The following is a 26,030-nucleotide window of genomic DNA, read 5'->3' on the forward strand; positions in this document are numbered from 1 at the left end:
CGTTTAAATAGTCTAAAATAGTTAAATACGCATTTTAATATAGAAACGAGGACCTTTTTCCATGAACAATGATCACCTAAAACGAGATATTGGCTTTTTCGCTGCCCTTTCAACTGTAATGGGAACAGTTATCGGCGGAGGCGTTTTTTTTAAAGTTTCAAGCGTTACACAACAAACCCAATCTGCTAACTTAACTTTATTTGTTTGGTTACTTGGTGGCTTTTTAACTATCTGTGCTGGATTAACCGCTGCAGAACTTGCAGCCGCCATCCCAGAAACTGGTGGCGCCATTAAATATATCGAATATACTTATGGCCGTTTCCCAGCATTTTTACTTGGCTGGGCACAAATAATCATTTATTATCCAGCAAACATTGCAGCTCTTTCAATTATTTTTGGCACACAATTAATTAATCTTTTCCATCTTGATTCACATTTAATTATCCCATTTGCTTTAATTAGTGGAATCAGTATCACATTGATTAACTTTTTAGGCGCCAAAGTTGGTGGTACCTTTCAATCAATTTCATTAGTTTTAAAATTATTACCTATTATTGTCATTGTGATATGGGGGATTTTCACTCCTGGACAAGTGACGTTTAGTTTAATTCCGTTAACATCCGGCGCGCACCAGTCTTTCTTTACTGCTTTAAGTGGCGGCCTTCTTGCGACCATGTTTGCTTATGATGGCTGGATTGGGGTTGGAAATATTGCCGGAGAGATGCACCATCCAGAACGTGATTTACCGAAAGCCATTATTTCAGGATTATTTTTCATCACAATTATCTATACATTAATTAATTTTGTTTTTCTTAAGGCTCTTCCTATTTCAGGATTAGCTGGCAATTTAAATGCAGCTTCTGATGCCTCAAGACAACTATTTGGACAATTTGGTGGTAAGTTTGTGACCGTTGGTATCTTAATTTCAGTCTACGGTGCCACTAACGGCTATACGTTAACCGGTATGCGCGTTCCATATGCGATGGCCTTAGAAAACCAACTCCCCTTTAGTAATTGGCTAAAACGCTTATCTCCTCATACGAGAGTTCCATATATTGCGGGCTTTTTACAAATAAGTATCGCAATAATAATGATGTTCTTAGGTAGTTTTGATTTATTAACAGATATGCTTATTTTTGTTATTTGGATTTTTAATGTACTAGTTTTCGTTGCTATCTTTATATTACGAAAACGTGAACCTGAATTAAATAGACCCTATAAAGTTCCTTTATATCCAATCATTCCAATCATCGCGATTATTGGGGGTATTTTTATACTCGTTGCGACACTATTAACACAAACGACGTTAGCACTTGTTGGTCTATTAATAACGGGACTTGGCATTCCTGTTTACTTTATTCATCAAAAAAGCCAAGGATAATTATACAAATAAAAACATTCAACTTTTAGAGCCAGATAGGCTCATATCCCTTAAGTCGAATGTTTTTATTTTTTATAAATTATTTAAATAGTTACTATATCCAGCAGCTTCCATTTCTGCTTCAGGAATAAACTTCAATGAGGCAGAGTTAATACAATAACGTAATCCGCCTTGGTCTTTAGGTCCATCAGTAAATACATGACCTAAATGTGAATTTGCTTCCTTACTTCTAACTTCCGTTCGTTGATAACCAAAAAGACTATTATCAACCAACTCAGCAATCTTAGAACCTGGGATTGGTTTTGAAAATGATGGCCAACCGCAGCCAGCGTCATATTTTTCTGCTGAACTAAAAAGTGCTTCCCCACTAACAACATCAACGTAAATTCCTTTTTGATAGAAGTCATCATATTTACCGGTAAATGGCGCTTCCGTTGCAGCATGTTGTGTAACTTCAAACTCTTCATTAGTTAAACGTTCACGTAATTCTTTTTCAGTTTCTTTTGACATAATGGACCTCCTAATGTTTTAAGATATCATTAGAATACTCTTTTTCACACTGAATACAATTTATCTGTTTGCAAAAAAAAGGCCAAAAGTAAAATACCTTTGGTCTTCCTCATCTATTATATTAAATTGGTTATTTTTCTAAAATTGTAACTGTTTCAATATGTGTTGTTTGTGGGAATTGATCCACTGGTAAAATTGGTTTTGTAACTTTGTAACCATCATCTAAGAAGCTCTGTAAATCACGAACTAATGTTGAAGGGTTACAACTAATGTAAACAACTTTTTTAGGTTGCATTTTAAGTGTACTTTCAATAAATGCTGGTTCTAGCCCCTTACGAGGAGGATCGACAACTAAAACGTCAGGTCTTAAGTTAGCATGACTCCAGTTTTCCATCCAGTTTTCTGCCATCCCAGTTTCAAAACGAACATTATCAATACCATTAATCTTAGCATTTTCTTTCGCATCTTTAACCGCTGCAGAAACTAATTCTACACCATAGATTTGACGAGCATGTTTTGCCATTGATAATGAAATTGTTCCAATACCACTATAAGCATCAATAACTGTTTCATTACCAGTTAAACCAGCACGTTCAAATGCTGCAGCATATAATTTTTCTGTTTGGACAGGATTAATTTGGTAGAAAGAATGTGGTGAAATTCTAAATGTTAATCCATTTAATTGATCTTCAATATAACCAGGGCCAAATAAAACTTTGTTTTCGCGGCCTAAAATAACATTTGTCTTTTCAGAATTTGTATTTTGAACAATAGTTGTAACCTCAGGTAATGATTCACGGATTGCAGCAGTAATTTCAGTAAACATTGGTAATTTCTTAGAGCGTGTTACTAAGACAATCATCATTTGTTTTGAGTAATGACCACGGCGAACCATAATGTGACGGATAATCCCTTTATGTGCACGTTCGTCATATGCTTCCACATGGAAACGTTGTAAGACATCACGTACAGCTACGATTGCTTTATCAATTTCTTCATCTTGAATTAAAAAATCTTCAATTGCAACAAAATCATGACTGTTTTTCTTGAAGAATCCTGTTTTTAATTCACCAGCAATTTCGCGAACAGGCACTTGTGCTTTATTACGGTAATGGAAAGGATTTTCCATTCCAACAGCATCAGATACTTCAATATCCAAATGCGCTTTTTTCAATAACTCTTGAACTTGTGCTTGTTTGAATTTTAATTGTGCTGGGTATGCTAAATGTTGTAAAGGTGCAATTCCAGTTTGTGTATATGCTGAACCTTTTGTTTCAACACGATCTGGGCTCTCATTACGAAAAGCTAAAACTTTAGCGAAACCAAAGTTCTTGCTAACTTTCATTACACGAATACTAACTTTTTCGCCTGGTAATGCATTTTCAATAAATAATGGGTAGCCATCAACTTTAGCGACACCCATACCTTGATAAGTTAAATCGATAATTTCTGTATCAAATTCTTGGTTCTTTATTACTGGAGGTAGTTTTTTCATTGTTGTCCTTTCGATGTTCCTGCGTATTTACTTTATTCAACCATGTTTAACCCCTAAAAGTCAATAGTTGCCAACTCTAGAAATAAAACAGGATTGAGGCCTTTACCAAGCACCTCAATCCTACTTAATTTCTTAGTTATCTCTTACTTTACTAATTGTACCATTACCGTCAACATCTTCACTATGCATTTCTTGGACTTCTTTTACAAAATGTTCTTCAGCTGTAATTTCGGCAGCCGTACGACCTGACGTAATTGACGTTTCTGGCAATGCATCTGTATTCGCAAAAATTTCGATATGTTGCTTTAAATTTTTGAAAGTCATTGGTGCATCACCACCATATTCACCATCAATATTAATCATCATTTTATTATCGACTGGTTTAGCAATTAATTTAGACGTTTTAACATAAATCACACGTTTATCATTAATATGCTTCCCACCATTTAACACAAGTGCCATTAAATGCAACATTTCGGCGATATTAGTCGCTTTAACAATAAGCAAGGTAAACTTACCGTCATCAAGTGAAGCGTTTGGTACGATTTGTTCAAAGCCACCTACAGAGTTCGTCAATGCTAATAAAAACATTGATGCTTTCCCTTTAAAAATTCCCCCATCATACTCAAGGTTCATTTCAATTGGTTTCATTCTAGGTAACATTTCAGCACCTTTAGCTAAATAAGCCAGATAACCAAAAAGTGATTTAAATTGTGAAGGAACATCATAAGTTAATTCCGTTAATAATCCACCACCAGCGATATTAATGAAATATTTTTCTCCAGCTTGTCCAACATCCATTTTAACTGTGTTACCTTTTGCAATTACTTTTGCAGCAGCAACTGAATCATCCCTAGGTATTTTCAAAGCTCTCGCATAATCATTTGTCGTTCCAGCTGGAATAACACCTATCTTAGGTCGGTGCTTAAGACCAGCAATTCCATTAGCAACTTCATTAATGGTTCCGTCGCCACCAGCAGCAATTACTAAATCAAACCCTGATTTAGCAGCTCTCGTTGCTTCATCTCGAGCTGAATGTTTCTTCGCTGTCGTCGCATAAGCACTAGTTTCATACCCGGCATTTTCAATGATGTCTAGAATACTCACGAGATCACTTTTTAAAGCCTCACGACCGGATGTTGGGTTATAGATAATTCTGGCTCTTTTTCTCATTCCGTTCCTCCACATGAATCTTATTTTAATAAGATTATCTTTGCTTCAATGAGGCCATCAATAATTGATTGACCACATTAGGATTTGCTTGTCCCTGTGTTTGTTTCATGATTTGTCCGATTAAGAATCCAACAGCACGATCTTTACCATTTTTGAAATCTTCAATTGATTGTTCATTGTTATCTAAAATACCATCAATAATGGGTTGTAACTTAGCTGGGTCAGATAATTGAACAAGTCCCTTAGACTCAACCCAAGCTTTAGGTTCGCTACCATTTTTAATAATTTCTTGGAAAACTTTTTTAGCAATCTTACTTGAAATTGTTTCATCAGTAATTAAATTAATCATTCCAGCAAGATTTGCTGGTGTTAATTTAGTATCTTGTAAGTTTAATTTATTTGTATTCATGAACGCATTAACTTCACCCATTAACCAGTTAGCAGCTAACTTAGGATCTGCATCTAACTTAATTGTGTCTTCAAAGAAATCTGACATTTCTTTTGTTTGTGTTAAGACTTCAGCATCATATTCAGGCAAGCCTAATTCACTTGCATAGCGTGTCCGTCGTTTGTCAGGCATTTCGGGAATTGATTCTCTAACTTCTTGAATCCAGTCATCACTAATATGAATTGGTGGAATATCTGGTTCTGGGAAATAACGATAATCGCTAGCCCCTTCTTTGACACGCATCAAAATAGTTGTACCAGTTGGTGCATCAAAACGGCGTGTTTCTTGTTGAACAATACCACCAGACATCAAGACATTTATTTGACGTTTTTCTTCAAATTCAAGTCCTTTACGCACATTTTCAAATGAATTTAAATTTTTCATTTCAGTTTTTGTCCCATAACCGGGTTGGCCAATTGGGTTAATTGAAATATTAACATCAATTCGCATTGATCCTTCTTCCATCTTCACATCAGAAACACCGGTAAATTGAATAACTTGACGTAATTTTTCAAGATATGTGTAAGCTTCTTCAGGTGTTTTGATATCAGGACGTGAAACAATTTCAATCAAAGGTGTTCCTTGACGGTTTAAATCGACATAAGAATAGCCGTTAGGATTATGCGTATTTTTACCCGCATCTTCTTCAACGTGCATTTCTTCAATTCCGATTTTTTTCGTTTCGCCATTAACTTCAATTTCTAAGAAGCCGTTACGACCAATAGGTTCTTCTGATTGTGTGATCTGGTAAGCTTTTGGATTATCAGGATAAAAGTAATTTTTTCGGTCAAAATGGTTATCCTTTGTGATTTCACAATTTAAAGCTAAGGCAGCACGCATTCCGTATTCAATTGCCCCTTTATTGGCAGTTGGTAAAACACCTGGATAACCCCAGTCAATAACGTTGGTATTCGTATTAGGTTCTGCCCCAAAATCAACTTTTGAAGGTGAGAATGCCTTAGAGTTAGTTTTCATTTCAATATGAACTTCAAGTCCAATTGTTGTTTCAAAATTCATTAGTTTTGGCCTCCTAACGTAGGGACTTCTTTATGGAAATCAGTTGCTTGTTCAAATGCGTAACCAGCACGATACATTGTTGCTTCATCGAATGATTTCGCAATTAATTGTAATCCAACTGGTAAGCCATTTGAGAATCCAGCAGGAACTGACATGCCGGGTAGTCCAGCCAAGTTAACTGGAATCGTTAAAATATCATTCATATACATTGTAATTGGGTCTTCAATTTTATCACCAATATTAAATGCTGTATTAGGTGCAGTAGGCCCAATAATCAAATCATAATCATTGAATACATTACGGAAATCATTGCAGATTAAAGTCCGAACTTGAGCTGCTTTCTTGAAGAAAGCGTCATAAGTTCCAGCAGATAATGAGAATGTTCCTAACATAATCCGACGTTTAACTTCATCCCCAAAACCTTCTGAACGAGAACGTACATAAACATCTTCCAAACTCTTAACGTCTTGTGCACGGAATCCATAACGAATACCATCAAAACGTTGTAAATTAGATGATGCCTCAGAAGAAGCTAGAATATAGTAAACGGGCACACCATATTTACTGTTTGGTAAACTAACTTCGTCAACTGTTGCGCCAAGTTCTTCAAACGTCTTAACTGCTTTTTGAATGGCTTCTTTAACACCAGCATCAACACCCTCACCTAAATACTCTTTAGGTAAAGCAATCTTCATTCCTTTAATATCGCCAGTTAATCCAGCAGTAAAATCAGGAACAGCTTGCGCTGAACTCGTTGAATCATGAACATCGTTACCACTGATTGCATTTAAAACAGCAGCGTTATCTTTAACGCCACGTGTGAATGGTCCAATTTGGTCCAAACTTGATGCAAATGCAATTAAACCATAACGTGATACACGACCATAAGTTGGTTTTGTTCCTACGACACCATTAAATGAAGCAGGTTGACGGATAGAACCACCAGTATCTGAGCCTAAAGCAGCAATAACTTCACCTGAAGCAACTGCAGCAGCTGAACCACCTGATGAGCCACCGGGAACCTTCGTTGTATTCCAAGGGTTTTTTGTTGTTTTAAAAGCTGACGTTTCAGTAGAACCACCCATAGCAAATTCATCCATGTTTGTTTTACCAATTGTCACCATTTGTGCTTGGCGCATTTTTTCAATCACTGTTGCATCATATATTGGATTGAAATTTTCTAACATTTTGCTTGCAGCAGTTGTTGTTAAATCCTTTGTCACAATATTATCTTTAACAGCCATTGGTATCCCGGCTAAGACATTATTTGCATCGATACCAGCAGCATCAACAGCCTTAGCTTGGCTAAGTGCCATTTCTTCGTTCATTGCGAGGAAAGCAGAAATCTTTGAATCACGTGCTTTAATTTCAGCAAAGGTTGCCTTCGTTAATTCTTCAGAACTCATTTCTTTATTAACTAATGCGTCATGTAAACTTGATAAATCTTGTTTGAAATAATCCATGCTTAAGCTTCCTCACTTTCATCAATAATTGCTGGCACTTTAATAAGGCCATTTTCACTATCCGGTGCATTTTTAAAGAGTAAGTCTCGATCTGTTCCTTCTTCTGCGACATCTTCACGCATCACATTGAGAACATCTGTAATATGTGTCGTTACTGGAACGCCTGTTGTATCTACTTCTGATAATTGTTCAGCCATTCCGATAATATCATCTAATTGACTGGTAAATAGTTCTAAATCTGTATCACTGAGTTCTAGTTTAGCTAACTCTGAGACATGTTTGACTTCTTCTTTACTAATTGACATTCAAAACCATCCCTTCAAAATTCAAATTAATTTCTTTTTAATAACTGGTAAATACATGCGTATAGTATGTGCTTTCTTTAGCTGTTTTGGCAAGGAAACTTTGCATTGTCCCATCACTACCTTTGATAGTAATGTCAATTGGAATCCCTGATGCTAAATATTTCACGGCCGTTGTTGATAAATATTGAGTGAAACTAATAATCTCTGTTTCACTATAAAATTGAGTTGTAATATTGATGTGCATCCCTGTAATTGCTTTGTTTTTATATTGTACCTGTGCTGTTACACCTGCTAAATTAGGAAAGAAACTTTGAACTTCAGTTTTAAAATTCGTAAATGTCGTTTCATCATTTGTATTAGGTGATGTGGCCGTCGATGTCGTTGGGAACGTATAACTCTTAATTGAAACATCATCCCAATTATCAATCGTCGTTTTACCATTCTTATTCACAGCGTAGGCGTAGAAACTACCGCCAACTAAACTATCGTTTGGTGCTTGCTTGTACATTGCCACCATGATTGGAACGCTATCACTAATTCCTTTGGTTTTACGAAGACGAGCAACCACTTTGTTAGCAGCTTCTTTACCCTTTTCTCTCATTGTTGCATCAGAAATAACGGTTTTATATTCAGCCCCATATTCTTCTTTTTGATAATAATCAACTGAGTTCATTCCGATACCTACCGAGATACCCGAGAGTGATAATTTGCTGCCTTTTTTTGTCATAAAATCTTGTTCTTCAACTTGCTGTACATACATGGGATTACGGTCTGTTTCACCCGTTTTACCATTACTCTTAGGGTTTAATCCGTCTTTATTAGCACTTGATTCACGTCCTAACCAGCTTTGAACAGTCGTTTTTGTTAAATATTGTCCTTCTTGGAAAATATAACTGTCAGTAGCAAATTGATCTTTAGATAAATCTAACAGACCAGATTCAAAACTTTTTAAATTCAAGACATTGTCATTTTGTGTGAGTGCCACACCTCTTGATTTACTTGTTAAATATTTACCATCTTTAATGACACCTTCATAGTTACTATCACTTGTTTGGCCAGTTGTCTGGTAACCAGAACTTGATGTATTTTTAGAGGTTCCCGACGAGCCTGATGAGGCAACATTGCCACAGGCTGCTAAGAAAATTAACGAGAAACTTAACATAAGTCCAATCTTAATTTTTTTCATATGACACTCCTTCCATAACTGAGATAAATTGTTGTTCATCCCAAATTTCAATTTCTAGTTGCTTCGCTTTTGTTAACTTACTTCCAGCATCATGCCCGGCAATTAATAGGTCTGTTTTTTTCGAAACACTACCAACAACAGAAGCACCATTTGCTTCAAGCCATTTTTTAGCATCGCTTCGTTTCAACTGATCAAGTGTTCCCGTTAGGACAACTTTCTTATCCATCACGGGACTACCTTCAGCTAATTCTGCAATTTCAGCAGTTGTTTTGCCTAAAAAGGTTAAGTTAACTTGCGCATTATCCAGTTCATCAATCAATTCACGAACTTGGTCATTGGCAAAATAAGTCACAAGACTATCCGCAATCACCTGTCCGATTGAATCAATGACGAGAATATCTTCGGAAATTGCTGTCATTAATTGATGAATATCTTTAAATTCGGCTGAAACCAATCGAGCAGCCTTAGCTCCAACATGCCGAATTCCTAGTCCAAATAATAAGCGTTCCACTGAATTTTGTCGGCTAATATCAATTGCATTTAATAATTTATTAACCGATTTTTCTTTGAAATTATCTAGCGTTAACAGTTGATCGGCAGTTAACTGATACAATCCTGCAACATCACTAATTAACTTATTTTCAAATAATTGTTCAACAATTTTAGGCCCTAGTCCATCAATATTCATCGCATTTCTAGAAGCAAAATGTGCCAGACTCTCTTTAATGAGTGCGGGACATTTTGGATTGATACAACGTAATGCAACTTCTTCATCCAGATGAACTAATATTGCTCCACAAACTGGGCAGTTCGTTGGCAAACTATACACAACACTGTCTTCTGGTCGTTTATCTAAGACAACTTCAGAAATTTCTGGAATAATATCCCCAGCCTTATGCAACTTAACCGTATCGTTAATTCTAATATCTTTTTGTTTCAGTAAATCCCCATTATGCAATGATGCCCGAGAAACTGTTGTTCCCGCTAACTGCACAGGATTCATGATTGCAGTTGGTGTTACGACACCTGTTCGACCAATCGTCCATTCAATATCTAGAACTTTAGTTTCTTGCTCGTCTGGCGGGAATTTATAGGCAATTGCCCATTTTGGAACTTTAACCGTATTACCAACTTCATCATGAATCGTGAATAAATTTGCTTTAATAACAATACCATCGATATCGTAAGATAAATCATGACGTTTTGCTTGATATTCATTAATGTATGCCGAAATTTCTGTCATATCACTCGTAACACGTGATTCAGTATTTGTTCTAAATCCAAGTTTAGACAAGCGTTTTAACGCATCACTTTGAGTTTTGACATCCGGATCAACTATATAATAGATAAATGTACTCAATTGTCGTTGAGCCGTTTCAGCTGTATTTAATTGTCGTAAACTACCTGCTGCTGCATTCCTAGGATTAGCAAATACCGTTTCTCCAGCTTCCTCGCGACGTTTATTCAACGCAACAAACGCCTTTGTTGGCATGTAACATTCTCCACGAACTTCAATTGAAATGGGTTCCGTCAATGTTAGTGGAATTGATTTGACTGTTTTAAGATTTTCAGTAATATTTTCACCAATTGTGCCATCTCCACGAGTTGATCCTTTAACGAATACACCATTTTCATATGTTAACGAAATGGCCAATCCATCAATTTTGAGTTCAGTATTGTAACTTACCTCAGCATCAACTGATTTTTGTAATCGTTGATCAAATTCCGATAGTTCTTCAATGGAAAAGACATCCCCCAATGAAAGCATTGGTACTTCATGCGAAACTTTTTCAAAACCAGGCAGTACCTGGCCACCAACACGTTGCGTTGGTGAATTAGGTGTCACTAAATTAGGAAAGGCTTTTTCAAGTTCTACTAGTTGTAGGTAGTGTTCATCATAAACATGATCTTCAACTGTTGGCTGATCAAGGACATAATATTGACGCGTCCATTTGATTAAGTCAGTTTTTAATTGATTCACTCTATTAGTTGCTTCTTCCAATGTTATGGCTTGATTTGACAAACTTGAACCCTCCTTTTATTTAGTCCACTTTTTTTGTAATTGGTGCAAAAGCTGTCAACAGACGCTTAATCCCTTGTTCTTTGAAAGCAATATCAAGTTCAGCATCCGAACCTGATCCTGAAACTTTAACGATTGTCCCAGTACCCCAAGCTTTATGTTCCACTTTTTCACCAATACGCCAAACAACTGCATCAGCACCTGTACCATTATCACGTTCAACGGTTTTAGCAGGTCGACGGTATGTTGTCGCCGTCGCACGTTGATTGGAATACGATGAATTACGAGATGGTGCTGCCGTTTGATTATCTAATTCAAGTAATGACTCATCTATTTCACCAATGAAACGTGAAGCTTGATTACTTTGACGACGACCATACAACATTCTTGAAAAAGCATTTGTTAAATATAATTTGCGTTCAGCACGAGTAATTCCGACATATGCTAAACGACGTTCTTCCTCAAGTTGATCATCTTCTAACATGGCACGAGAAAGAGGGAATATGCCTTCTTCCAATCCCATTAAAAAGATAACTGGAAATTCAAGTCCTTTAGCGGCATGTAATGTCATCAATGTGACTTCTTCAGGTTCTTCTTCAATATCATCTTGTGCAGAAACTAGTGCTAAATCAGCTAAGAAATCAACATAACGGTCACTATCATCTTCTTCAGCTTCCCAACGATCATCAAATTGCTGAGTTACAGACAAGAATTCTTCAACGTTTTCAAGTCGCGTTTCATTTTCAATCGTTTTCGTCTTTTTCAAATTAGCTTCATAACCTGATTGTTTTAAAATTTCTTTTGTTAACTCGGTCACATTCAAGAACTCACGCATTTTTTGTAATCCACGAATCATTGTGGCAAATTCTTGTAATGATTTTTCAGCTTTACCAGAAATATTAGCAAGCGCTGAGTTTTCAGCACCTTCAAGCATTGTCCAATTATTCATATCTGAAAATTCACGTAATTTGTCCACACTACTTGCACCGATACCGCGTTTTGGGACATTTACAATACGATCAAAACTCATTGAATCTTGATCATTAGCAATTAAACGAATGTAGCCTAAGATATCTCGAATTTCCAATCGCTCGTAGAATTTGTGTCCACCAACCATTTTGTAAGGAACGCTTGATTTTAAGAATGTCTCTTCAATCACACGAGACTGTGCATTCGTTCGATATAAAATGGCGAAATCACCGTAATTTAAGTGATTATCTTTAATTTGTTCTTGAATTTTTTCAACCACATAATGTGATTCATCATTTTCACTTTGGCCACGGTAGTAAGAAATTTTCTCACCATCTTTATTATCAGTCCAAAGACTCTTATCACTGCGGTTCGTATTATTATCAATAACTGCATTGGCAGCATTCAGAATTGTTTTCGTTGAACGATAGTTTTGTTCCAACTTAACAACATCAGCATCAGGATAATCTTTTTCAAAATTCATAATGTTATCCATGTTTGCCCCACGCCAACCGTAAATACTTTGGTCAGCATCCCCGACGACGCAGAGATTTTTGAAACGTTCAGCTAACATGTTTACTAAGGTATATTGTGCTTCATTAGTATCCTGATATTCATCCACATGGATATATTGAAATTTATTTTGATAAAAAGCCAATGTTTCAGGCTTTTCTTTAAATAAACGGATAGTTAACATAATTAAATCATCGAAATCAACTGCTTGATTTGAGCGTAACTCTTTTTGATATGCCGTATAAACTTTAGCTACCATTTGTTCGAACATACTTGCAGCACGTTCTGCGTATTCTTTTTCTGTTAATAAATCATTTTTTGCATTTGAAATTGCTCCTAAAACGGTTCTTGGGTCAAATTTTTGTGGATCAATATTTTGTTCTTTTAAAATACGTTTTACTAAAGTCTTTTGTTCACCTGGGTCGGCAATTGTAAATGCACGATTATAACCAATTTGGTCAATATCACGTCGCAAAATACGAACACAAAGTGCATGGAATGTTGAAACCCAAACATCTTCTGCCCCTTTGTTAAGTAATTTATTAACACGTTCGCGCATCTCTTTTGATGCTTTATTTGTAAATGTGATTGCTAATACGTTCCATGGATTGATACCTTTTTCTTCAATTAAGTAAGCAACGCGATGCGTTAATACTCGCGTTTTACCACTTCCAGCTCCAGCCATAATTAAGAGTGGTCCCTCTGTTTTTAGGACAGCTTCTTTTTGTTTGTTATTCATTCCGTTCAATAAGCTTTCAGTAGTCAAATTAATCAATCCTCTCTATAAATCAGTCATTATTTATTATAGCAAAAAAACGCCTTAACTTCTTTAATTTTTATGAATATATGTCTCAACTTGTTCATAAAAAAAGACGAACCGATTCAAAACGATTCATCCTTCTAATTTCATTTAATTTGTTGTTTCTTTTTTATCCCAAATGCCTGTATCTTCAATTTGATTCAATGCTTCACGAACTGAATCTGACTGAACCAAAATATGCCCAGCACGATCTAATTTATGATTTTCAGGGTAACGATAAAAATGGTAATACCAATTATTTTTAAGAACCCACTGTGTCTTTAAATCGGCACGTTCTTCTTCTTTTAATGACACCATAACAGTTGGTGCAAGGAATTTCACTTTTGATAGTGGCAATCCACAAATGGCACGTAAATGCTGTTCATACATGCTAACGTTTGTTGCTTTATCAAAAACATACCCTGATTGATGCATAGCGGGCACGACACGTTTAACATAAATTGCACCTGATTTAGTTACAAAGTAGCCAATTTCTAATGCGCCAGTGTAGTCTAGATTTTCCGCAACTTTAATGGCAATTTTATGCATTTCAGCAGAAATTTCTGTATCTAAGTTAGCTGGTACGATTGATTCGTGTAATCGATGATCACGATATTTATTTTCAACAGCTGGGAAAAAATTAATTTCCTTACCATTTTTGATAAGAACCATTGAGATTTCTTGTTCATAAGGAATCCATGATTCTAAAATATAGGTGCCACGTTCAACCAAGTACGCCGCATCTGAAATATCAGTTTGCGTATTGAGAACACTCTGGTAACTTTTACCAAACCCTTTTTGGATTGGTTTTAAAACGCTGGGATACCCAATTGAAAGTACAGAATTATACACATCTTCTAATGATACAATTGTTTCAAAAGGTGGAATATTAATATTTAATTGTTCAAAAAAAGCTCTTTCCAACAAGCGGTCTTGCATAATTTCTAATGCATTATACTTTTGTGGCACATAAGTATATTTTGAAATATATTCAATCACTTCTGAATTAACGTGTTCAGATTCATACGTCACAATATCTGTTCGTTCAGCGAATTCTTTCAATTTATCCTTATCATTCATCTTACCTACAACAGAATAATCTGCTAATTGAAGTGTCTCACTAACTTCATTTTGACTGTATGCTGCGATTTTAAACCCTAAATTTCTTGCAGCCATAGCCAACATTGCACCCGTTGGACTATCTCCGATTATTCCCAATGTACTTCCAGGAAAGATAACTTTTTTTTCCACTATATATTCACTACTTTCTACTTTTGCTTTATACCCTTAATCATACTGTTATCCCGCGGGGCAATCAAGTTTTAACAACCATAATTTAACAATTTTATAAGAAAATAAAAAAGAGCACATTTTGCGCTCTTTTCGTTAATTTAATCTTCAAAATGAACTTGATCACCATCAAATGATGAAATTTTAGCAAGTGATTCTAAACGTACGCCACGTTCATGAATTAATTCGGCACCTTTTTGGAATGATTTTTCAATTACAATTCCAATTCCAGCAATTTCTGCCTTAGCTTCGTCACAAATTTGGAAGAGTCCTTCAGCTGCTTGGCCATTTGCCAAGAAGTCATCAATGATTAAAACACGATCGTTTTCACCTAAAAACTTGTTGGCAACGGCAATTGTATTTTCAACTTTCTTTGTGTACGAGTAAACAGAAGCAGAATATAAATCATTTTGCATCGTAACGCTCTTATTTTTACGTGCGAAGACAACAGGAACATGAAATTGTAACCCAACGAATACTGCTGGGGCAATACCTGATGATTCAACTGTTAAAATTTTAGTAATTTTTTCATTTTTGAATAATTCAGCAAATTCCACACCCATTGCTAACATTAAATCAGGATCAACTTGGTGATTTAAAAATTGATCGACCTTCAATACATCTCCTGGTAATACAATACCATCTTGCATAATTCTGTCTTCTAAAAGTTTCACGTGGGGTACGCTCCTCTTGCTATTTATATTTTTTTGGGTATAAAAATAGCTTTTTCACTTCGGTATAAGTAAAAAAGCTACATTCCGGTTTTGAATGACTTAAGAATAACATAATATAAGGGTAATTTCAATTTGAATCTACTCATTTATCGTTATTATACTTGACATTAATCCCGTTTATTTATCATATTTATCTAAATGATATTGTTTAATGATATCTGTTAATTTTGTACTATAATCATTATCTGTTGCGTACCCATCAACTACTAAAGCTGCTGCTGCATCTTCGTAAGTTGCTGCAGAAAGAACGTCAGCAAATTGTGTTTTATTCCATGTATTTCCATTAGCTAATAATTTCGAATGAGACATAATTGCTTCGTCCCAATCTTTGAAGACGATAAATTTAGCCGTAACCGTCTTCCATGTGCCATCTTTTTCTTGTTCTTTAGTTTTGAAATCTTTTGCACGTGCGCCCGTTCCTTTAATTCCAAATAGGTTATTGTAGTCTTTAGCTAAAGAACTCGTTCCCCAATCAGATTCTAAGATAGCTTGTGCAATTGTAATACTAGAAAAGACTTTATATTTTTTTTGCATTTTTTGTGCTTCAGGTGCTACTTTCTTAATAAATGCTTGTTTTTTAGCTTCTGCTGCTGCTTTTTTTGCTGATTCACTTGCTTCAATTTTTGAGGTTGATAATGACGTCGCAATAGATTCATCTCGAGCAACATTCTTTTTATGAACGTTCATTGAAACAACGACTGTAATAATACCAAGAATTAAAATTAAAACAACAATATTCGCAACTTGAATTTTACCGTTCTTTACAAAAATCCCCCGACCATTTTTCTTTTTCATTAGTACACCCGTCCCTATACATTTAATTGTTTCACTTATTTTACCCTAATTCTATATCTATTACCATCGTATTTTTTCTCTTTTTATTAAATTTCTGTTAAGCTTGAGCTATCTTAAATGAGACAGGAGAACATAATGACAAAAAATTTAAATTGGGGAATTATTGGACTTGGTAACATCGCTCACAGCTTTACAACTTACTTTGATCAACCATTTGGTGAAATCTATGCCGCTGGCTCAAGAAACTTAGAAAAAGCGCAAACTTTTGCTAACGAATTTAATATTCCACATGCCTATGGTAACTATGAAGACTTATTAGCTGATGATGAAATTGACATCGTTTACATTGCGACACCTCACAACTACCATATCGACACAATCTTGGCTGCACTTAAAGCTGGCAAGCACGTCTTAAGTGAAAAAGCAATCACCATGACTAGTGATGAACTTAAACAAGCAACTGATTTAGCTGAAGAAAAAGGCTTGATTTTACAAGAAGCAATGACTATTTATCATATGCCACTTTATAAAAAAATTATTGAAGTAGCTGAAGAAAAAAAATTAGGCAAACTAAAAATGGTCCAAGCCTCATTTGGTAGTTTTAAAGATCCTGATCCAACAAATCGTTTCTTCAATCCTGATTTAGCTGGTGGCGCATTATTAGATATCGGTGTTTATGCATTAGCCTTTGTCCGTCAATTCATGACAGCCACACCAGAAATCACAGGTTCAGCAATGAATTTATTCGAATCAGGTGTTGACGAATCTGAAACGATTAGTTTACAAAATGCCAATAATGAACTCGCAACTGTTGCCTTAACATTCAGAGCTAAAATGCCTAAAATGGGTATTATTGCTTATGAAGGTGGTTACTTTACTGTTTACGATTATCCTCGAGCTAATAAAGCTGCTCTTGTATTATCTGATGGAACAGCTACAGAAATCACTGCCGGCCATACAAAACAAGCCATGAATTATGAAATTAAAGATGTTCAAGATATGGTTTTGGGTAATTTAAATCCTAAACCATTCTTAGAAAAAACAACAGATGTTATGTCAATAATGACACAAGCTCGTGAACAATGGGGCTTTAAATATCCTTTTGAAAAATAAGCTTCATCTGAAAAGTTATCACTAGAAATTGTTGATAACTTTTTTTAATTCCATGCTACACTAAAAGAAAAAGAGTTGGAGTTAATTTTATGAAACGAAAGAAACGTTATATTCAGAATCGAACACGTAATTATCTAATTGGACTTGCTGTCATTTTAGTTGTCTCCCTTTTCAGCGGAAAATTACCTAGTACTGTAAAAGATTTGCTACAAACAAATGGCAATTCAACTTCAGTCAATGTTAAAAATGGGACAGGAACAGCAAATACTAGTTCTATTAATAGTAGCAAGGCCATTAATGGAATTGTGGATAATGGTGCGCCAACCTTTTCAAAAAGTGATCTTGCAGATAATGCCAATGGTTGGATAAAATACGGCGCTCTTGACTCTCTTGGCCGTGCTACTCAGGCCAATGCTCTTTTAGTTAAAGCTTTAGAATCTAGAGGGTCATCAGCAGATTCTTCAATTCGACCAACTGGTTTTGTGTCAGGGCTGTCACCTTATTTTCATTCCCGTGGACATTTAATCGGTCGACAACTTGGTGGTAGTGGTGATAAAAAAGAAAATTTAGCAACATTATATCAAAACCCTGTTAACACACCCTACATGACCAAGTATGAAAACGCAGTTCGTGCAGCAGTTGATAAAGGAGATCATGTCCGTTATCAGGTAACACCAATTTTTTCTGGTAAGTCACTTTTCCCTAAAGCAATTCAAATGCAAGGTAAAAGTACAACTTCTTGGGGCAATATTAAATTTAATGTTACTATTTTGAATAAACGTTAATTCAAAGGAGTGTGTTATTCATGTTCACAGAATTAAAAAGTCAACTGATAGATTCAGCACCACAAACGCTACAACAATTATTACTTAATTCAAATATCCGTCAGACAAATGATGGCTATTTACAATTTCCTGGCAGCTCACTTCAAACACAATTTTTAGAAACAATGAACTTCTTGAAAACACCTGATACTATCTCTTTGAACTGGGATGACGTTTGTATCTTAGGTCAGACAATTGATGGTGATTATCTAGCAGGTGATCACTATTCAACAACCTTTTTTATTCCTAGTAGTCTGCTAGCAGATGATACTGAAATTCATCATATGCCTATAATCGACGCATTAATTGCACTAGAAAATGGAACATTAGATTCTAAAATTATTTCTAAATTCAACTAAAAAAAGTTATTAACAGCGAAATATCATTCGTTGTTAATAACTTTTTTATTTTTACCTATTAGCATCGTGTATTTTGTTCTCTAACTTTTCCGAACTATTTTTTGTAAAGGTCTTGCTATCAATGGCGCAACAATCCCTGCTAAAATCATCTCTGGAATACCGTTTGTGACAACTAGTCCCATAATATATGGTAATAATTGTGCCATATCAACTTTATAAAAATTAGCTGCTTGCCCATGATATAAAAGATAGATAAGGCCTAAAACTAAAACCGTATTAACCAATGAACCAAAAACAGAGGCAATAATCATGGCTAACGTTTTGTTTTTCCACCATTTATATAAAAAGTAAAAAATGACTGCTGTCACAATTCCAATTAAAATTCTTGGCACAATTGCTATAAGTGGATTTGTAAAAACAATGGGTGCAAGTGGACTAGTTGGCGACACAAACGCCCTGATAAATGTGATTAATCCCCAGACACCACCGATAAATGCACCATCTTTCCAGCCAAACACTAAAGCAGCAACAATCACCGTGATATGAATGGTTGTGATGCTTAAGGGGCCAACAGGGATGTAACCAAATAATGGCACAAAATTTTGAACAATAATGATTGAAATAAATAACGCCAAAATACTCATATGATATGTTTTATTATTAGTTTTCATCTACTTACTCCTACAAATTTAATCATTTCACTTCCGTTCCCTTATTATAACCGATTTAACGATTGTTACCATTTAATATGCAAAAAAATAGAACGTCACTAATTATAGAGGTAATCAGTGACGTTCTATTTTAAATAAATTTTATATTACATGAATGAGATAAGGGTCGTTAAAACAGGAACAACAATGATGAACAAGATTGTACTTGTTGTAACAATGTTTGTTGCGTATTTAACGTCTCCATGTGCTTCATTAGCTAAGATTGGTAATACGGCTAACATTGGTGTAGCTGATTGAACAATCAAAGTTTTTTGTAATAATGGTGCTAAATCTGCACCAGTTAAATGTGTACCTAAAAGAATAACAGCGATTAAAATGATTGGTGATAAAATAAAACGTCCAAGTAATGCAACGACTGTATCACGATCAAATCTGATACTCTTCAAACCGGCTTTAGCTAACACAATACCAATATAGATTAATGATAATGGTGTAACTAATCCACCAACATAACCTAATGTTTGGCTAATAAAATCAGGAACTGGAATTGCAAGAACCAAGAAGATTAATGCAACGATGAACCCAACAAGTGGCATTGGGATTACTTTAGCCCAGTTAATTTTCTTTTTCGTTTTATCTGATTTGTCTTTTGTTGGATCATCATTTGAAATTAAGAAAACACCAAATGCCCATGTTGAAACTGTATTAATAATATAGTAAACAAGGAAATATGAGATACTCTTATCGCCAAACAACGCAATATTTAAAGGTAAACCAATGAAAATTGTATTTGCATTAACAACGGCATTCATGAAGATACCACGACGACCAGGTTTGATGTTCAAGATATGAACAAGTGCCCATGCAATTAAGTAACCGATAATAACAGCAATTGCTGGGTAGAGTAAACTACCTGACAATGCAGCTAATTGATCACGTTTTAAATATTTTAAAACAGAAACGAAAATTGAAGCTGGTAAAGCAATTTTTGTAATTAATGATGAGATATTGCCACCAAATGAATCAGCGAACCAACCTTTAACTTGTAAAATGTATCCAAGTACCATCATCAAAACAACAACTAGAACACTTTGAATTGATTGGAAAAATACCATAATTAATTGTCCTTCTCTCTACGCTTTTTTTAGTATTTAGGTGTCCATTTCATATCTGAGACAGCCTTTTTAACATCTGTAATTGCTTCTTTGTTTAATTTTTGGTCAACAACACTTTGGGCAACTACTTCAGCAATTGTTTGTGAGAATTCTGCTAAATGTGTTACTGGTGGTAATACGGCAGCACCAACGGCTGTAGTATCAACGATTCCACCTAAAGCATGACTAGCTTGTGATAAGATTTCGCCATTAACTCTTGAAGATGTTGAAGCGATAATCCCAAATCCAAGACCTGGGTACATAAGTGCGTTGTTTGCTTGACCAATTTGGTAAGTAACACCTTTGTAATCAACATTATCAGCTGGAATACCAGTAGCAACTAAAGCTTTACCATCAGTCCATGCAATCAAATCTTCAGCCTTAGCTTCTGCTAATTTTGTAGGGTTTGATAATGGGAAGATGATTGGACGTTCAACATGTGAAGCCATGTCTTGAACAATTTCTTTTGTAAATGTACCAGGTTGTGTAGATGTACCAATCATAACAGTTGGTTGAACAGCTTTAACAACAGCTTCTAAAGAAGTTAATTCATCAGCATTAGCAAATTCTGAACGTTTATGCGTAAATTCTTTTTGGCCAGGTGTTAAGTCTTCTGTATCATCAAATAACAATCCTTGTTTATCAACTAAGAAGAAACGTTTGCGAGCATCTTCTTCTGAAACACCAGCGCGTTTCATTTCGTCCATAATTTGGTTAGCAATTCCGACACCAGCAGTACCAGCACCATAAGTAATAACTGTTTGGTCAACAATTGAACCTTTAGTGATACTTAGAGCACCTAAGATACCAGCTAAAACAACAATCCCTGTACCTTGGATATCATCATTAAATGTTGTGATTTCGTTTTGATATTTTTCAAGAATATTAGCAGCATTTGAACGGCCAAAATCTTCCCAATGTAATAACAATTCTGGGAACAAGTTCTTTGTACTTTGGACAAAGCCATCAACGAAGTCATAGTATTTGTCACCAGTTACACGTTCATGTTTGTTACCAAGGTATAATGGATCATTCAATAATGTTTCATTATTTGTTCCAGCATCAATAGAAACTGGTAAAACTTGTGAAGGATCAATTCCAGCAGCAGCTGTATAAACCATTAATTTACCAATTGCGATATCAACACCGTTGACACCCCAATCGCCCATACCTAAAATACCTTCAGCATCTGTCACAACGACTAAACGAATGTCACGTCCTGCAGCAGCATTTTTTAATGTTGCTTCGATATCTTCTGGATGATCAATTGATAAGAATGCAGCGTTTTGTGGATTTACATAAATTTCGTTGTATTCTTCGATTGAATCAGCAACAACTGGATCATAAACAACTGGCATAAATTCAGCCACATGTTGTCCCATTAAGTAGAAAAATAGTGTACGGTTTTCATTGAATAATTCCATTAAGAAATGGCGTTTTTCAAGACCAGTTTCTTTACTTAAATATTGTGCGTAGTTTTGTGTTGCTTGTTCTTCAATTGTTTGAACTTTAGCTGGTAACATACCAATAAGTCCTAATTCACGACGTTCTTCCATTGTAAATGCTGTACCTTTATTTACAAATGGGTTATTTAACATATCTTGTGCTTTTGTCATCATTAATTCCTCCATTATTTTTTTATATTTTATTTTCTCTTTAACTTACAAGAGCAAGAATACACCCCTTTAAAAATTATAGTCAAACATGTGTTATACTATAAATATTATTTATATGAGGATTATAAACGTTGATTTAGAGGAGATTATAATGAACATTCGAGATTTAGAATATTATCAACAAATAATTAATTTGAGAAATTTTTCAAAAGTTGCTCATTTTTTTTCAGTTAGTCAACCAACAATCACAACTGCAATGAAACGCTTAGAAACTGAATTAGACACAAATCTGATTATTCGTGATCAATCACATCATCAAGTTTCTTTTACACCAAGTGGTGAACAATTCGCTGAACATGTTAATATTATTCTCAAAGAATTAACAATTGCTAACCAAGAAATTAACCAACTTAAAAATGAGCACGTTCGATTTGGATTACCACCTATTATAGGAACGTACTATTTTCCGCAAATTGTCAGCAATTTATTTAATTCAGGTCTGATTAATCATCTAGATACAGTTGAGAACGGTTCCCAAGCCCTACTTCTTCAGTTAATAAACGGATCATTAGATATGGCTTTATTAGGTTCCGTTAAACCAATAGAAGATGACCGCTTAATTGCCAGAAATTTTGCATCTAAACACTTCAAGATTATCGTTAGCAAACATCATCCACTTGCTTCAAGAGAATCCGTTAAATTTTCTGAACTTCGAAATGAAAAATTTATTATGCAAAATGAGGGTTTTGTTCATCCAATCGCTTTTAAAGAGTTAACAACAAAAAATCATTTCAAACCAAAGATTATCTATACAACAAGTGACAGTCAGATTATTAAAAAAATGGTTACCGAAAATGTTGGTATTGGTTTTTTAACAGAACTAGCATTGGATGCTGCAGATGATTTAGTCTCACTCCCCTTATCGGAATTAGATCAACCTAAATTTTTAATGTCACTCGTTTATCGTACAAGTCATATTTTAACGCCTACACAAGCAAAATTAATTGACGTTTTAATTGATCCTTCTATCTAATAAGAGAATAACTTATACCTTAAATATAAAGGTATAAGTTATTCTTTTTATTATTTATAGCACCGCTTGACTAAATATCATTGACTAAAGAAACGTATGTTCGTATAATTGGATATATGTTAAGGAGGTTTCCTCGAATGTACAATTATAGTAACGAACCTAGAAAAGTCATCTTTATGATTGATTCAAAATCTTTCTATGCTTCTGTCGAATCAGTTGCACGCGGTCTTAATCCATTACGCTCTATTCTCGTTGTTATGTCTACAGCAAAGAATACAGGTAGCGGGTTAGTACTAGCTGCTAGCCCTATGGCTAAGAAAATATTTGGTATCACAAACGTATCACGAGCTACTGATGTTCCAATTCATGATAAACGTTTAGTTGTTGCCCAACCCAGAATGAATCTTTACATAGAAGAGAACTTAAAAATCAATAAGCTATTTCAACAATTTGCCTCAAATGACGATATTCACCCATACTCTATCGATGAGTCAATTATTGATATGACGACTAGTTGGAAACTTTTCGGAAATAGTCCCTATGAAGTTGCTCGTAAAATTCAACTTGCGGTCAAAGGGGAAACAGGAATTTATACAACCGTTGGTATTGGTGATAATCCACTTCTTGCTAAATTAGCTCTGGATATTGAAGCAAAACATAACCATAGTTTAATTGCTGAATGGCATTATGAAGACGTCCCCGATAAGTTATGGCCAATAACACAACTTGACGATATCTGGTCAATTGGATCTAAAACTGCCGAAAAATTACAAAAAAATCATATCAATTCAATGAACGATTTAGCTCACTTCAACCCATATGAATTAAAAAACAAATTTGGCGTAATTGGTAGCCAATTATTTGCGTTTTCTTGGGGAATTGATCGTTCAATCATTCATGATAAATATACCCCCAAGGAAAAATCCTATGGTAATAGCCAAGTCTTACCAAAAGACTATGTTATCCAATCTGAAATTGAAGTCGTTATTCGTGAAATTGCAGAACAAGTAGCAGCACGATTACGTTCTCATCACAAAGTGGCTACTGTCATTAATTTAGGCATTGGATTTTCTTTAGCCGAAACGACAGATTCTGGAAAAAGATATTCAGGCTTTGGTAGTTCATTAAAAATTGATTCAACAAATAGTAATGCCCAAATCACAAAATATGCCATCGACCTATTTCGAAAAAAATGGCGTCATGAAGCTCTAAGACATATTAGTATTTCGTGTGGCAAATTAGTTGACGATAATAGTCAACAATTAGACATGTTTGACACTAATAATACGGAACAAAAGAATCACAACTTGGACAATACCATTGACATCATACGAAAAAAATATGGTTTTAAATCGATCGTAAAACTTTCCAGTAAGTCTGAAGGTGCAACAGCTATTTATCGCGCTGGGTTAGTCGGTGGCCATGCTGGGGGTAATACCTATGAGTAAAACAACTGATGTTGATGCAAATTTGATAAATCAATTTTTAAAATATGATTATCACGATCGCGGTATGATGAAATGGCAAGGATTCTATTTAAGCGACCATACATCGGCTCGAACAAAAAAATTAAACGAAGAGACACGAAAACAGAAATTAACACATGACATTAAGATGAATGATACTAAAATTGCAGAAGTAATCAATTTGGCAATCATTAAATCCACCCCTGTCACTGTTGATCTCACTAATAAAAATTTGGATGATACACTTTTAGAACCTATACAGGGACTCATTAATGGCTGGTATGAAGATAATATAATTATCAATCATATCACCGTTAAAATTAATGATATTCATGCAATATCATTAAGCCAAATGACTAATGGAGAAGGTAGAAGAAGTATATAAGTAGATAACTTCTACTTACTATACTTCTTCTACCTTTTTTGTTTGATTAATTATAAAAAAACCTCCAGTATTGGATTGGTCCAATACTGGAGGTTCACTTTACTATTTTTTTTATTAAGCTTCTGGTAAATCTAATGTTTCGATTTTTGAATCTAACACTGGAGCATCGTCAGCTTTTTTAACTTTTTTAGTTGTTTTCTTTGGTGCTGCTGATTCTTCCTTAACTTCTTTAGCAGGTTCTTCATCGGGTGCAAATAATTTTGCACGAACTTCTTGGTCCATATCATGTAACATATCAGGTTTTTGTTCCAAAATATTAACGACATTTGGTTTACCTTGACCTAAACGTTCGCCATGGTATGAGAACCATGACCCAGCTTTTTCAGCAATACCATTTTCAACAGCAAGATCTAAGATATCAGCAGTAGCTGAGATACCTGACCCGTACATCATATTTAATTCAGCAATCTTAAATGGTGGTGCTACCTTGTTTTTAACAACTTTAATAGTTGTTTCATTACCAATGACATCCGTACCATCTTTAATTTGTCCACGGCGACGAACATCTAAGCGAATTGTTGCGTAGAATTTTAAGGCACGGCCACCTGGTGTTGTTTCAGGGCTACCGAACATGACACCAACTTTTTCACGTAATTGATTAATAAAAATAACAGTTGTTCTTGTTTTGTTGATTGAACCAGCCAATTTACGGAGAGCTTGTGACATCATACGAGCTTGTAACCCAACATGAGCGTCACCCATTTCGCCTTCAATTTCTGCACGAGGAACTAAAGCTGCAACTGAATCGATAACGACAAGATCAACGGCACCACTGGATACCAAAGCATCTGCAATTTCTAATCCTTGTTCACCAGTATCTGGCTGTGATAATAGTAATCCATCAATATCAACACCTAATGCTGTTGCATATGCGGGATCCATGGCATTTTCAGCATCGATATAAGCAACTGTACCACCATTTTTTTGGACTTCTGCTGTTGCATGAAGTGCAATTGTTGTTTTACCAGAACTTTCTGGTCCGTATATTTCAACAATACGGCCTTTAGGAAAACCACCAACTCCCAATGCGTAATCCAATGATAAAATCCCAGTTGAAGTAACATCAATCTTCGTGTCAGCTTTGTCCCCCATCTTCATGATGGCACCTTGTCCGAATTCTTTTGTAATTGCTGATAACGCTTTTTCTAGTGCTGCTTCGCGTTCTTTACCGTCTTTTCTTTTGCCGTCTCCGGTTGCAATACTTCTGTTAGCCATAGTTAGTAACCATCCTCTCAATAGTAGAACATCTGT

At 35.2% G+C, this 26,030-nt stretch carries 23 protein-coding genes; 7 read left to right on the plus strand and 16 right to left on the minus strand.

The features are described from left to right. Nucleotides 1-61: 61 nt before the first annotated feature. A complete protein-coding gene (locus AC1RPH_RS04645) occupies nucleotides 62-1,381 on the plus strand; it encodes an APC family permease (RefSeq protein WP_481761567.1) in 1,320 nt (439 codons plus the stop codon). Between the two features lie 72 nt (nucleotides 1,382-1,453). On the opposite strand, the gene msrB is transcribed toward AC1RPH_RS04645, so the two are convergent. From msrB to AC1RPH_RS04705, 12 genes are all read right to left on the minus strand, one after another. After that, the gene (msrB, locus tag AC1RPH_RS04650; RefSeq protein ID WP_481761568.1) at nucleotides 1,454-1,891 is read right to left on the minus strand and encodes a peptide-methionine (R)-S-oxide reductase MsrB; all 438 of its coding nucleotides are present in this window, start codon (nucleotides 1,889-1,891) and stop codon (nucleotides 1,454-1,456) included. A gap of 130 nt (nucleotides 1,892-2,021) precedes the next feature. Then, nucleotides 2,022-3,386 carry a 23S rRNA (uracil(1939)-C(5))-methyltransferase RlmD gene (gene rlmD, locus AC1RPH_RS04655; RefSeq protein ID WP_481761569.1) on the minus strand — a complete coding sequence of 455 codons (1,365 nt, stop codon included), beginning with the start codon at nucleotides 3,384-3,386 and terminating at the stop codon, nucleotides 2,022-2,024. Nucleotides 3,387-3,518: 132 nt separating this feature from the next. Further along, the gene (locus AC1RPH_RS04660; protein ID WP_481761570.1) at nucleotides 3,519-4,559 is read right to left on the minus strand and encodes a diacylglycerol kinase; all 1,041 of its coding nucleotides are present in this window, start codon (nucleotides 4,557-4,559) and stop codon (nucleotides 3,519-3,521) included. Between the two features lie 34 nt (nucleotides 4,560-4,593). Beyond that, a complete protein-coding gene (gatB, locus tag AC1RPH_RS04665) occupies nucleotides 4,594-6,024 on the minus strand; it encodes an Asp-tRNA(Asn)/Glu-tRNA(Gln) amidotransferase subunit GatB (RefSeq protein ID WP_481761571.1) in 1,431 nt (476 codons plus the stop codon). Further along, on the minus strand, nucleotides 6,024-7,487 hold the full coding sequence (gene gatA / locus AC1RPH_RS04670; RefSeq protein WP_481761572.1) for an Asp-tRNA(Asn)/Glu-tRNA(Gln) amidotransferase subunit GatA: 1,464 nt from the start codon (nucleotides 7,485-7,487) through the stop codon (nucleotides 6,024-6,026). The genes gatB and gatA overlap by 1 nt, the downstream gene beginning before the upstream one ends. 2 nt (nucleotides 7,488-7,489) lie before the next feature. Continuing rightward, on the minus strand, nucleotides 7,490-7,792 hold the full coding sequence (gatC, locus tag AC1RPH_RS04675; RefSeq protein WP_409022077.1) for an Asp-tRNA(Asn)/Glu-tRNA(Gln) amidotransferase subunit GatC: 303 nt from the start codon (nucleotides 7,790-7,792) through the stop codon (nucleotides 7,490-7,492). A gap of 37 nt (nucleotides 7,793-7,829) precedes the next feature. Further along, nucleotides 7,830-8,978 carry a CamS family sex pheromone protein gene (locus tag AC1RPH_RS04680; protein ID WP_481761573.1) on the minus strand — a complete coding sequence of 383 codons (1,149 nt, stop codon included), beginning with the start codon at nucleotides 8,976-8,978 and terminating at the stop codon, nucleotides 7,830-7,832. Then, a complete protein-coding gene (ligA, locus tag AC1RPH_RS04685; RefSeq protein WP_481761630.1) occupies nucleotides 8,965-10,986 on the minus strand; it encodes an NAD-dependent DNA ligase LigA in 2,022 nt (673 codons plus the stop codon). The genes AC1RPH_RS04680 and ligA overlap by 14 nt, the downstream gene beginning before the upstream one ends. A gap of 34 nt (nucleotides 10,987-11,020) precedes the next feature. After that, nucleotides 11,021-13,246, minus strand: a complete 2,226-nt coding sequence (gene pcrA / locus AC1RPH_RS04690) for a DNA helicase PcrA (RefSeq protein WP_481761574.1) — start codon at nucleotides 13,244-13,246, stop codon at nucleotides 11,021-11,023. 144 nt (nucleotides 13,247-13,390) lie between these two features. Next, nucleotides 13,391-14,530 (minus strand): 5-(carboxyamino)imidazole ribonucleotide synthase, encoded by a 1,140-nt coding sequence (locus AC1RPH_RS04695; protein WP_481761575.1) that lies wholly within the window; start codon nucleotides 14,528-14,530, stop codon nucleotides 13,391-13,393. A gap of 140 nt (nucleotides 14,531-14,670) precedes the next feature. Further along, nucleotides 14,671-15,243: a xanthine phosphoribosyltransferase gene (locus AC1RPH_RS04700; protein ID WP_409022073.1), complete on the minus strand. Its 573-nt coding sequence runs from the start codon at nucleotides 15,241-15,243 to the stop codon at nucleotides 14,671-14,673. A gap of 177 nt (nucleotides 15,244-15,420) precedes the next feature. Then, nucleotides 15,421-16,098: a glycoside hydrolase family 73 protein gene (locus AC1RPH_RS04705; protein ID WP_481761576.1), complete on the minus strand. Its 678-nt coding sequence runs from the start codon at nucleotides 16,096-16,098 to the stop codon at nucleotides 15,421-15,423. Between the two features lie 135 nt (nucleotides 16,099-16,233). Here AC1RPH_RS04705 and AC1RPH_RS04710 point away from each other — a divergent pair, with 135 nt between their 5' ends. The 3 genes from AC1RPH_RS04710 (at nucleotide 16,234) to AC1RPH_RS04720 (ending at nucleotide 18,394) form a co-directional block, all read left to right on the plus strand. Then, nucleotides 16,234-17,211: a Gfo/Idh/MocA family protein gene (locus tag AC1RPH_RS04710; protein WP_481761577.1), complete on the plus strand. Its 978-nt coding sequence runs from the start codon at nucleotides 16,234-16,236 to the stop codon at nucleotides 17,209-17,211. Nucleotides 17,212-17,300: 89 nt separating this feature from the next. Next, nucleotides 17,301-17,996 carry a DNA/RNA non-specific endonuclease gene (locus tag AC1RPH_RS04715; protein WP_481761578.1) on the plus strand — a complete coding sequence of 232 codons (696 nt, stop codon included), beginning with the start codon at nucleotides 17,301-17,303 and terminating at the stop codon, nucleotides 17,994-17,996. Between the two features lie 20 nt (nucleotides 17,997-18,016). Continuing rightward, nucleotides 18,017-18,394 carry a hypothetical protein gene (locus tag AC1RPH_RS04720; RefSeq protein ID WP_481761579.1) on the plus strand — a complete coding sequence of 126 codons (378 nt, stop codon included), beginning with the start codon at nucleotides 18,017-18,019 and terminating at the stop codon, nucleotides 18,392-18,394. 80 nt (nucleotides 18,395-18,474) lie between these two features. Here the strand turns inward: AC1RPH_RS04720 and AC1RPH_RS04725 are convergent, their stop codons facing one another. The 3 genes from AC1RPH_RS04725 to AC1RPH_RS04735 form a co-directional block, all read right to left on the minus strand. Further along, on the minus strand, nucleotides 18,475-19,065 hold the full coding sequence (locus AC1RPH_RS04725; RefSeq protein WP_409022067.1) for an ECF transporter S component: 591 nt from the start codon (nucleotides 19,063-19,065) through the stop codon (nucleotides 18,475-18,477). A 146-nt stretch (nucleotides 19,066-19,211) separates the two neighbouring features. Further along, a complete protein-coding gene (locus AC1RPH_RS04730) occupies nucleotides 19,212-20,180 on the minus strand; it encodes an AEC family transporter (RefSeq protein WP_409022066.1) in 969 nt (322 codons plus the stop codon). Nucleotides 20,181-20,209: 29 nt separating this feature from the next. After that, the gene (locus AC1RPH_RS04735; RefSeq protein WP_481761580.1) at nucleotides 20,210-21,850 is read right to left on the minus strand and encodes a malolactic enzyme; all 1,641 of its coding nucleotides are present in this window, start codon (nucleotides 21,848-21,850) and stop codon (nucleotides 20,210-20,212) included. A 136-nt stretch (nucleotides 21,851-21,986) separates the two neighbouring features. On the opposite strand from AC1RPH_RS04735, the gene AC1RPH_RS04740 reads away from it, so the two are divergent. The 3 genes from AC1RPH_RS04740 (at nucleotide 21,987) to AC1RPH_RS04750 (ending at nucleotide 24,719) form a co-directional block, all read left to right on the plus strand. Further along, nucleotides 21,987-22,868 carry a LysR family transcriptional regulator gene (locus AC1RPH_RS04740; RefSeq protein ID WP_481761581.1) on the plus strand — a complete coding sequence of 294 codons (882 nt, stop codon included), beginning with the start codon at nucleotides 21,987-21,989 and terminating at the stop codon, nucleotides 22,866-22,868. Nucleotides 22,869-23,005: 137 nt separating this feature from the next. Then, complete coding sequence (locus AC1RPH_RS04745) at nucleotides 23,006-24,316, plus strand: Y-family DNA polymerase (RefSeq protein ID WP_481761582.1); 1,311 nt, start codon at nucleotides 23,006-23,008, stop codon at nucleotides 24,314-24,316. Next, a complete protein-coding gene (locus AC1RPH_RS04750) occupies nucleotides 24,309-24,719 on the plus strand; it encodes a hypothetical protein (RefSeq protein WP_481761583.1) in 411 nt (136 codons plus the stop codon). Before AC1RPH_RS04745 ends, AC1RPH_RS04750 begins: the two co-directional genes overlap by 8 nt. A gap of 114 nt (nucleotides 24,720-24,833) precedes the next feature. On the opposite strand, the gene recA is transcribed toward AC1RPH_RS04750, so the two are convergent. Beyond that, entirely contained in the window at nucleotides 24,834-25,994 is a 1,161-nt protein-coding gene (gene recA, locus AC1RPH_RS04755) for a recombinase RecA (protein ID WP_481761584.1), read from the minus strand. Nucleotides 25,995-26,030: the final 36 nt, after the last annotated feature.

This window comes from Dellaglioa sp. CoH-57-MRSF-16 (genome assembly GCF_056782055.1).